8 protein-coding genes are annotated in these 7,615 nt (G+C 68.4%); 3 read left to right on the top strand and 5 right to left on the bottom strand.

The features are described 5' to 3' along the window. Window positions 1-255: 255 nt before the first annotated feature. The gene (locus ACZ5ID_RS36305; protein ID WP_468906875.1) at window positions 256-2,340 is read right to left on the bottom strand and encodes a phosphocholine-specific phospholipase C; all 2,085 of its coding nucleotides are present in this window, start codon (window positions 2,338-2,340) and stop codon (window positions 256-258) included. A gap of 790 nt (window positions 2,341-3,130) precedes the next feature. Next, on the bottom strand, window positions 3,131-3,577 hold the full coding sequence (locus ACZ5ID_RS36300; protein ID WP_468906871.1) for a hypothetical protein: 447 nt from the start codon (window positions 3,575-3,577) through the stop codon (window positions 3,131-3,133). 127 nt (window positions 3,578-3,704) lie between these two features. On the opposite strand from ACZ5ID_RS36300, the gene ACZ5ID_RS36295 reads away from it, so the two are divergent. From ACZ5ID_RS36295 to ACZ5ID_RS36285, 3 genes are all read left to right on the top strand, one after another. Further along, window positions 3,705-3,860 carry a DUF6131 family protein gene (locus tag ACZ5ID_RS36295; protein WP_406551875.1) on the top strand — a complete coding sequence of 52 codons (156 nt, stop codon included), beginning with the start codon at window positions 3,705-3,707 and terminating at the stop codon, window positions 3,858-3,860. Window positions 3,861-4,225: 365 nt separating this feature from the next. Continuing rightward, on the top strand, window positions 4,226-4,777 hold the full coding sequence (locus tag ACZ5ID_RS36290; RefSeq protein WP_468906868.1) for a hypothetical protein: 552 nt from the start codon (window positions 4,226-4,228) through the stop codon (window positions 4,775-4,777). A 66-nt stretch (window positions 4,778-4,843) separates the two neighbouring features. Next, window positions 4,844-5,362, top strand: a complete 519-nt coding sequence (locus tag ACZ5ID_RS36285) for a hypothetical protein (RefSeq protein ID WP_468906865.1) — start codon at window positions 4,844-4,846, stop codon at window positions 5,360-5,362. Window positions 5,363-6,282: 920 nt separating this feature from the next. On the opposite strand, the gene ACZ5ID_RS36280 is transcribed toward ACZ5ID_RS36285, so the two are convergent. From ACZ5ID_RS36280 to ACZ5ID_RS36270, 3 genes are read right to left on the bottom strand one after another with little or no spacing between them, the layout of a single operon-like run. Next, window positions 6,283-6,411, bottom strand: a complete 129-nt coding sequence (locus tag ACZ5ID_RS36280; RefSeq protein ID WP_468906863.1) for a hypothetical protein — start codon at window positions 6,409-6,411, stop codon at window positions 6,283-6,285. 20 nt (window positions 6,412-6,431) lie between these two features. After that, entirely contained in the window at window positions 6,432-7,166 is a 735-nt protein-coding gene (locus ACZ5ID_RS36275; RefSeq protein WP_468906861.1) for an SDR family oxidoreductase, read from the bottom strand. Beyond that, window positions 7,163-7,429, bottom strand: a complete 267-nt coding sequence (locus ACZ5ID_RS36270; RefSeq protein ID WP_468906858.1) for an Atu4866 domain-containing protein — start codon at window positions 7,427-7,429, stop codon at window positions 7,163-7,165. Before ACZ5ID_RS36270 ends, ACZ5ID_RS36275 begins: the two co-directional genes overlap by 4 nt. Between the last annotated feature and the right edge of the window lie 186 nt (window positions 7,430-7,615).

Below are 7,615 nucleotides of genomic sequence, written 5' to 3'. Positions count from 1 at the left end.
CGGTCCGGGAGCAACGGCTCAATCCGCGCCCACTGCGCGTCAGTCAAAGGCACACCCGAACCAACGATCAGATGATCCGAACGAAACGGCCTAGCGCCCTGGCCGCTCCTGGATCTGGGCCCGGACCCGGGTCTGTGCCCTGGGCCCGGTCTGGGCCCGGGTCTGGCGGGCTGCTACGACGGCTGGTCGTAGCAGCCCGTCCCTACCACTCAGCGCACCCTGCCTGGCTGTCCGACGGGGTCGGGGTCGGCCCAGTCAGCCCGAGACGCTCGGGCGGCCGTTCTCGATGTGGCCCATCAGGCGCCTGCGGAACGGGCTCCCGCCATCCACGGTCACTTCGAGGTCGTACCAGCCGTGCGCGTCGGCGGCCGAGTGGACCACGCTGCGGCTGCGGCCCGGCTTGACCGTCACGTAACGCCTCCAGTCCGGCAGGTCGGCCTCGTCGGCGTAGCCGAGCGTCCGCACGACGAAGGTGACGGACCGCTGTCCGGGGTTGCGTAGGGTGAGATGGACGTCGCGGTCGTGGTGGTCCAGGTGCGTGGTCACCTCGGCGATGTCCGCGCCGCCGACGCCCTCGAACTCGCGCCGGAAGCCGTTCGGCCCGGTCACGGTGAACCGGTAGGCGCCGGTCAGCGGCACCGTCCACTGGCCCGTGCCCCGCACGTCCTTGTGCTGCGGTGCGGCGAACTCCTTGGCGTACGGGTACAGCGCGAAGTGAGCGCTGGCCTGGCCTTTGTTGCTCAGCTGCACCTGGAGGGCGTCGCCCGCCACTTTCACGTACGCGTCCGGCTGGTACGGCAGCGGCCGGGCGGGCCGGGTGCCCTCCTCCTGGACGGGCATGTGCTGCCGCGCCGGTGGCTCGGGGCGCCAGCGGCCACTCAGCGGCGGAATGGGCGCCGGCCGGTGCACGGCGGGCTGCGGCCTGCCGCGCTTGAAGTCGAAGGCCGAGGTCAAGTCCCCCGCGACGGTACGCCGCCAGGCACCGATGTTGGGCTCGCGTACCCCGGTCCAGCGCTCCAGAAAACGGATGACGGAGGTGTGGTCGAAGACCTCGGAGCAGACGTAGCCACCGACACTCCAGGGCGAGACCACGAGCATCGGCACTCGCGCGCCGAGGCCGGTCGGCTTGCCCTGCCACTGCTCGTCCGTCACCTCGGGCGGGGCCACCGGCGGCGGAACGTGGTCGAAGAAGCCGTCGTTCTCGTCATAGTTGATGAGGACGACGGTGTGCCGCCACACATCGGGGTTCTTGCCGAGCGCGTCGAGCACCTTGTAGACGATCGTCGCGCTGTGCACGGGCGAGGAGACGCTCGGGTGCTCGGAATCCAGCGCGGAGGGCACCAGGTAGGAGACCTCCGGCAGGGCACCGGCGGCGACATCCTTGCCGAAAGCCTCGGCGAGCGTACCGGTCGGAACCCGCCTCAACCCCCGTTCGAACAGGCTGCGTTCGGTCCTGGTGAGGGTGGCGACACCCTGGTCGAGCAGCCCGAGGAGCCGCTGACGCTCGGCGTCGCTCGGGGCGTCGCGTACGACGGAGTAGAAGGACTCCATGAACGTGTGCCCACCAGTCTTGGCCAGCGCCTTGCGCGCGATCGCCTTGAACGTGGTGAAGAACTCGATCTGGTTGTCGGTGAAGTTCTCCCACTCGGTGTACGTCTTCCAGCTGCGCCCCGCCTTCTCCAACCGCTCGGCGTAGGTGCCCCAGTCGTACCCGGGGTGGGTGCCTTCGTCGTAGGCGTCGTTACCGACGGCCCGCTGGCCGTTCGGCTCGAACCCGGTCTTCCCGCTCCACAAGTGGTTGCGGTTGGGGCTGGTGGAGCTGTGGATGGAGGAGTGATAGGCGTCGCACACGGTGAAGGTGTCGGCGAGCTCGTAGTGCAGCGGTATGTCCTGGCGGTCGTAGTACGCCATGGTCGCAGAGGTCTTGGCGGACACCCAGTTGTCCATCCAGCCGCCGTTCCAGGCCTTGGCGCCGCCGCTCCAGGAGTGGTCGAGGGCGCCTATGTACTGGAGGTCCTTCTGCTGGGTGGCGGCGGCGCCACGCACGGGGAAGGGCAGGACGGCACTGCCGAGCGGCCCCGGCTGCTCGAACACGGGCTTGCCGCCCGGGAGTTGAATGGCGTTGCGATCACCGAATCCGCGGACTCCACGCAGAGTGCCGAAGTAGTGGTCGAAGGACCGGTTCTCCTGCATGAGGATGACGACGTGCTTGACCGCACTCAGCCCGCCGGCCGGGGGTCCCGCGGCCATCGCGGTCTGCAGCGAGGGCGGCAGCAGGGAGCCGGCCGTGGCCGCACCGAGGGCCCCGCCGCCCAGTGCGAACAGCCGTCGCCGTGAGATGCCGCCTGCGTTGTCCGTGGCCAACTGACCCTCCTGAGCCGTGATAGGTGTGTACGGAGGGAACGCTAGTGACCCGGGATGTCCACCAGAAGACCCCACCGCACCCCCCAGGTGAACGTCCAACAGCCCGTCCCCGAAAGTCCAACCACGCAAAATGGCGCCGTCGGCCGACGAGTTCGTCGGCGGCGCGAACCTTCGGACGGCGGGATCGGTCAGTGGGAGGTCGAGGCCGTGAATCTCCCCTGGAGCGTGTGGCACAAGGTGGTCAACTGGCACGCTGGATTGAATCGCTGGGCTTCGCCGTCCCCGGCCGGTCGTCAAGCGGTATGCGGTATGCGGTAGCCGAGCGGTAGTTCCGTCGGCTCGATGGTCGATGCCGCCGTCTACGGCACGCAGGCCAGGCCTTCCCGAGGAACAGCGTGACGACAGGCCATGACCCGGCCGCGCGGGTAGCGCCCCCCACCGCGGAGCTGAGCCACCGCGTCAAGTGCCAACAACAGTCCGCATCCACCGGCGCCCGGTAGCCGCCCACTGCTGCGGAGACCGAGAACCCGGTGCTGCTGGCCCCGAACGTCGGACCGAAGGCACGAGTGCGTCGGCGGGTGCGACGATTTCGGCGACCAGCGCGTCCGCGGCGGGCCGATAGATGCCGGAAGTCACGCCTGCCAGCAGGGGCCGGCTGTCAGCAGAGGCGGTAGCCCGCCGACCGCGCCCAGGTCCATGAGCGACCATGAGCGCCGCGGCGTGTGATCAGCCGCGCAGCAACCCCTACCTGCGGGGCTGCCGCCGCCTACCCGGGCTGCGATCGGTGCTTGAACGGGTGCAGTCCCCTCCGGTGCTCACCGGCAGGGTTGGCATGCTGGTCGTCGTCGGGTCCGGCGGTCCCGGCATCGCCCCTCTCGTACGGGCGGGCGGTCCCGCGTGGGTCTACGACATCGTCTCGGCTCCTGTCGCCGACGACCGTGTCCCGGCGGGACATCCTGCGTCCGGGCCGCCCGCCGGGGCCGCGGTGGGAGGCACGGCGGACGGCGGCCAGGAGGAGGCTCAGGCCGAGCAGGCCCACGGCCCCGACGACGATGCCGTAGAGGAACAGGGTGCCGGTGGAGCCGGAGAAGTGGTAGCCGAAGACGGAGAACCCGCTGGTGAGCTGGTGGGCGGTGCCCTCATTGGCGACAACGCCGGACACCCCGACAACGACGGCGGCGATCAGAAGGACGAGTCCAAGCAAGACAAACATGGCGCGCTCCAGAATTTGCGCTCTGTTCCCTCCACGGTAGAACCGCGAAGTCCACGAAGCCATCGCGCGGGTCCGGATCTAATCTGGGAACAGGGGCCACCTTCACTCCGTGAGATCGGCGTACATCATGATCATCCTCGGAATCATTCTGCTGATCATCGGCTTCGTGACCGGAGTCGCCATCCTGTGGACCATCGGCATCGTCCTGCTCGTCATCGGCATCATCCTGATGGTCCTGGGATCCGTCGGGCGCGCGGTGGGCGGTCGTCGGCACTACTGGTAGCCGTCCCTGAACCCGCGCGAAACGCCACCCGTTCTCGCACGCCTCGGCGCCCCCCGGCGCCGAGGGCAGGTACCCCACGGCCATCGCGAATCTCTTGGCGCAGGCTCGACCTCACCCTGACGTCGACAGTGGTACTGCGTCGCTCACCCCTGGCCCGCCGGCCGGCCGCAGCGGCCGGGCGTCGTACGTCACGGCGTACGCACCGGAGAACCGCACCGGAGAGCCGCACCTCCGCGCGATGACACATTTGCCCCAATATGTGAAATTCTGGAATGTGGCACCACCAAGGACCGCGGCCCTCGGCGGGCGACGTTGGTACGCCCCGGCCAAGCCACTGTGTGCGCTGCCATGGAGTGGAGGATGCGATGTGGATCATCGTCATCATTGTGGTCGCCGTGGTGGTACTGGCCGCCGTCGCGTTGACCCTGCGGACCATCACCCGGCGTCGGCACCTTCAGGAGCAGTTCGGTCCTGAATACGAGCGCGCCGTCGAGACGGAGCAGAGCCGTGGAGCGGCCGAGCGCGACCTCAAGGAGAGGGAGGCGCGGCATGAATCACTGGAGATCAGGCCGCTGCCCTCCACAGTCCGCGACCGGTACACCCGGGACTGGGCCAGCGTGCAGGAGCACTTCGTCGACAGCCCCGACCAGGCCGTGGGTGAGGCGGACCGGCTCGTGACCGCGCTCATGGGCGAGCGCGGCTACCCGACCGAGAATTTCGAACAGCAGGAGCGGGACCTTTCGGTCGAGCACTCCCGGACCCTGGACCACTACCGGGTCGCCCATGAGATCAACGGGCGGGCGGGCAGCAGGGACATCACCACGGAAGAACTGCGGAGCGCGATGGTCCACTACCGGGCGCTCTTCGAGGAACTGCTGCACGACGGCACCGATTCGGCCGATGAGGAACGCCAGTGAGGGCCCACCAACCGTAAGCGGGCCTCCGGTCCCGTAGAGAGGTCCCCGCAGAGAGGTATGAGGGACATGCAGACAGAAGGACCGTACGGGCGCGACGACGAGTACGCCGAGCCCGCCAGAGAAACATTGTCCACCGAGGACATCGCCCGGCCCCAGACAGATGAGGTCCTCACCCCAGCCCCCGACCACGAGGGGACAACGACAACAGACCGGACCACATCCACCGACGAGACCGGCACCGAACCGGACGCGGCACCTGGCGAAGGGCTCGCACCCGAGCAGAAGCCCGATACCGCCCCGGAGCAGGAGCCCGATACCGCCCCGCTCCTCGGGACCCAGGAGGCAGAGAGGCTCCGTAGCCGCTGGCAGGAGATCCAGCAGGGCTTCGTCGATGACCCGAAGCAGTCGGTCCTCGCGGCCGACGGGCTCGTCGCCGAGGTCATGCAACTCCTCGCCACCACGTTCGCGGACCACAAGCAGGGACTCGAAAGTCAGTGGCACCGAGGCGAAGAGGCACCCACCGAGGACCTGCGCCTGGCCCTTCGCCAATACCGGTCGTTCTTCGACCGCCTCCTCAGCACCTGACCACGGGTCCCCAACTCACTGGCCCAGTGGCGCCAGTGGACCGGCCTGCCGTTCGACACCGACGGTGACATCGACGTACCGGGCGCCTTGGTCCCGGTGTGCTGCGACACCACACGTGACCAGGCCGTCTATGTCGAGCCCAACGTCTGGGTCAAGCACACGGCGAAGCCGCCCACTGAGTCGCCCACCGAGTCGCCCACCGGCTGATCACACCGCTCAGCGAGGTGGATCGCGGGCTCGGCGTTTGGCTCCGTAACCCGTCAAGGCACCTGGCGCGTACAGGAGGTGGGAGGTGCGGGATCGATACGCGGGTCGGCACGGGCCAGTCAACGCTCCGGTCCGGGGGGCGGTCAGGGATCCTGCCGTGGGGAACGCCGTGCCACCATGATCGCTGCGACGCCACTGCAGAGTCCGCCGATCGCCGACCCGACCGCAGCTCCTACCAGGGCCAGATCCACGGCGCTGGAATTCGCCTGGCCAGCCTCTCCCCCGCTGGTGCCCGCCCCACCGCTGTCCGCTGCCCCACCACTGTCCGCTGCCCCACTGGTGCCCGTTCCACCGCTGTCCCCACCGCTGGTGTCCGTAGGAGCAACCGTGGCTGTGTCAGAGATGGAGTCCTCCGGCTCGGGGAGGCCAGACTGCTCCGGCCGGCCCCAGACGAAGAGCACCAGCACGAGGCTGGTAAGCAGACACAACCCCGCGAGGACCGCAAGCCACGCAATCAGACGCATCGGTGCTTTCGTTGCCATGGCATGCCCCTCGGGATCTCCGAATAACCAGCAAGATCCTTCCTACGCCACGATCCGTTCCGGTGCGGCTCGGCAAGCCGCGTGTCGTGTGAACACTGGCGCGCCCATGGTGTCCCACGGCTCAGGGTGATGGAACCCGCAACAAAAGCCGTGACATCCCAGGAACCACGTCTACCCGAAGGCCTTCAGGGTGTCCTCGTCCTCGGTCCACCAGACGCCGACGCGTTGGCGGACCAGGAGCCAGCCGTCCGGGCCCGACGGAATTCCCACTACGTCATGGCCGACGGCAGTGTTTGTCATGTCGCTTCCTTCCGGGAGGGTCATTGAGCGCTTGCGGCGGGACGGACGACGATTTCGTTGACGTCGACATGGGAGGGCTGGGAAACGGCGTAGGCAATGGCCTCCGCGATAGCGGAAGCGGGCAGTGCTACGGCGCGGTAGGTCTTCATGGCTTCCCTGGCAGCAGGGTCGGAAATGCTGTCGGCGAGTTCGGATTCGGTCACGCCCGGGGAGACGAGCGTGACCCGGATGTCGCCGGAGGACTCCTGGCGCAGTCCTTCGGAGATCGCCCGGACGCCGTATTTGGTTGCGCTGTAGACGGCTGCGGTGGGAGAGACCTCGTACGCCCCGACGGAGGCGATGTTCACGAAGTGCCCGCCCCTCTGAGCGTGCATCAGGGGCAGGGCCGCGGCGATACCGTGCAGGACTCCCCGCACGTTGACGTCGATCATCCGGTCCCACTCGTCGGTCTTCAGCGCTTCCAGGGGGGAGAGGGGCATCACTCCGGCGTTGTTGACCATCACGTCCACTCGGCCGTAGGACTCGCGGGCGGCGGATACGAAGGCGCGGACGTCGGCGGCATCGGTGACGTCCAGCCGTTGGAAGGCGGCGGTGCCACCCTCCCTGGTGATCTCATGAGTCAGCGCTTCGAGACGATCGGTGCGCCGCGCTCCCAGGAGCAGGCGGTGGCCGTCGGCGGCCAGTCGCCGGGCAGTCGCCATGCCGATCCCGCTGCTCGCCCCGGTGACCGCTACGACCTTGGTTGTGTCCGTCATGCCTGCTGTTCCTCTCGGTAGAGGACGAGGTGCTCGTGGTAGAGCACTTCGTCGCGAATGTCGCCCGTCGCGGTGAACCCGGAGTCGTCGACGTAGTCGATGTGGCTGCCGGTCACCGTGTAGAGCCCGGTGTAGGCGCTGCGCCGGCTGCCGCGGGTCTCGTCGTACCGGCCGTCCGCCCGCAACTCCTGGCGGATGTGACCGTCCGCGGTCACCCACATGCCGACCACGTCGGCACGGCCCTGCTCCGTCTTCCCGGTCATGACGGGCTCCCTTCGTCCATGGGCGCGGCTCCCCGCCGCCCGACCGAGTCTCGACGGACCGGAGACCGCCGACCAGGACGTGGGGGGGGGGGGGGGGGGGGGGGGGGGGGGGAAACACCCCCCCCCCCCCCCCCCCAAAAAAAAAAAAAAAAAAACCCAAAAAAAAAAACCCACCACCCAAAAAAG

The organism is Streptomyces sp. NPDC031670 (genome assembly GCF_055580545.1).
Note: the sequence above shows the minus strand (reverse complement) of the source record. Positions and strands in the feature narration are given on the sequence as shown.

Coding starts and splice junctions, on each gene's coding strand:
- ACZ5ID_RS36280 (WP_468906863.1), bottom strand. CDS start 6,411: ATGACAAACACTGCCGTCGGCCATGACGTAGTGGGAATTCCGTCGGGC.
- ACZ5ID_RS36285 (WP_468906865.1), top strand. CDS start 4,844: ATGCAGACAGAAGGACCGTACGGGCGCGACGACGAGTACGCCGAGCCC.
- ACZ5ID_RS36290 (WP_468906868.1), top strand. CDS start 4,226: ATGTGGATCATCGTCATCATTGTGGTCGCCGTGGTGGTACTGGCCGCC.
- ACZ5ID_RS36270 (WP_468906858.1), bottom strand. CDS start 7,429: ATGACCGGGAAGACGGAGCAGGGCCGTGCCGACGTGGTCGGCATGTGG.
- ACZ5ID_RS36295 (WP_406551875.1), top strand. CDS start 3,705: ATGATCATCCTCGGAATCATTCTGCTGATCATCGGCTTCGTGACCGGA.
- ACZ5ID_RS36300 (WP_468906871.1), bottom strand. CDS start 3,577: ATGTTTGTCTTGCTTGGACTCGTCCTTCTGATCGCCGCCGTCGTTGTC.
- ACZ5ID_RS36275 (WP_468906861.1), bottom strand. CDS start 7,166: ATGACGGACACAACCAAGGTCGTAGCGGTCACCGGGGCGAGCAGCGGG.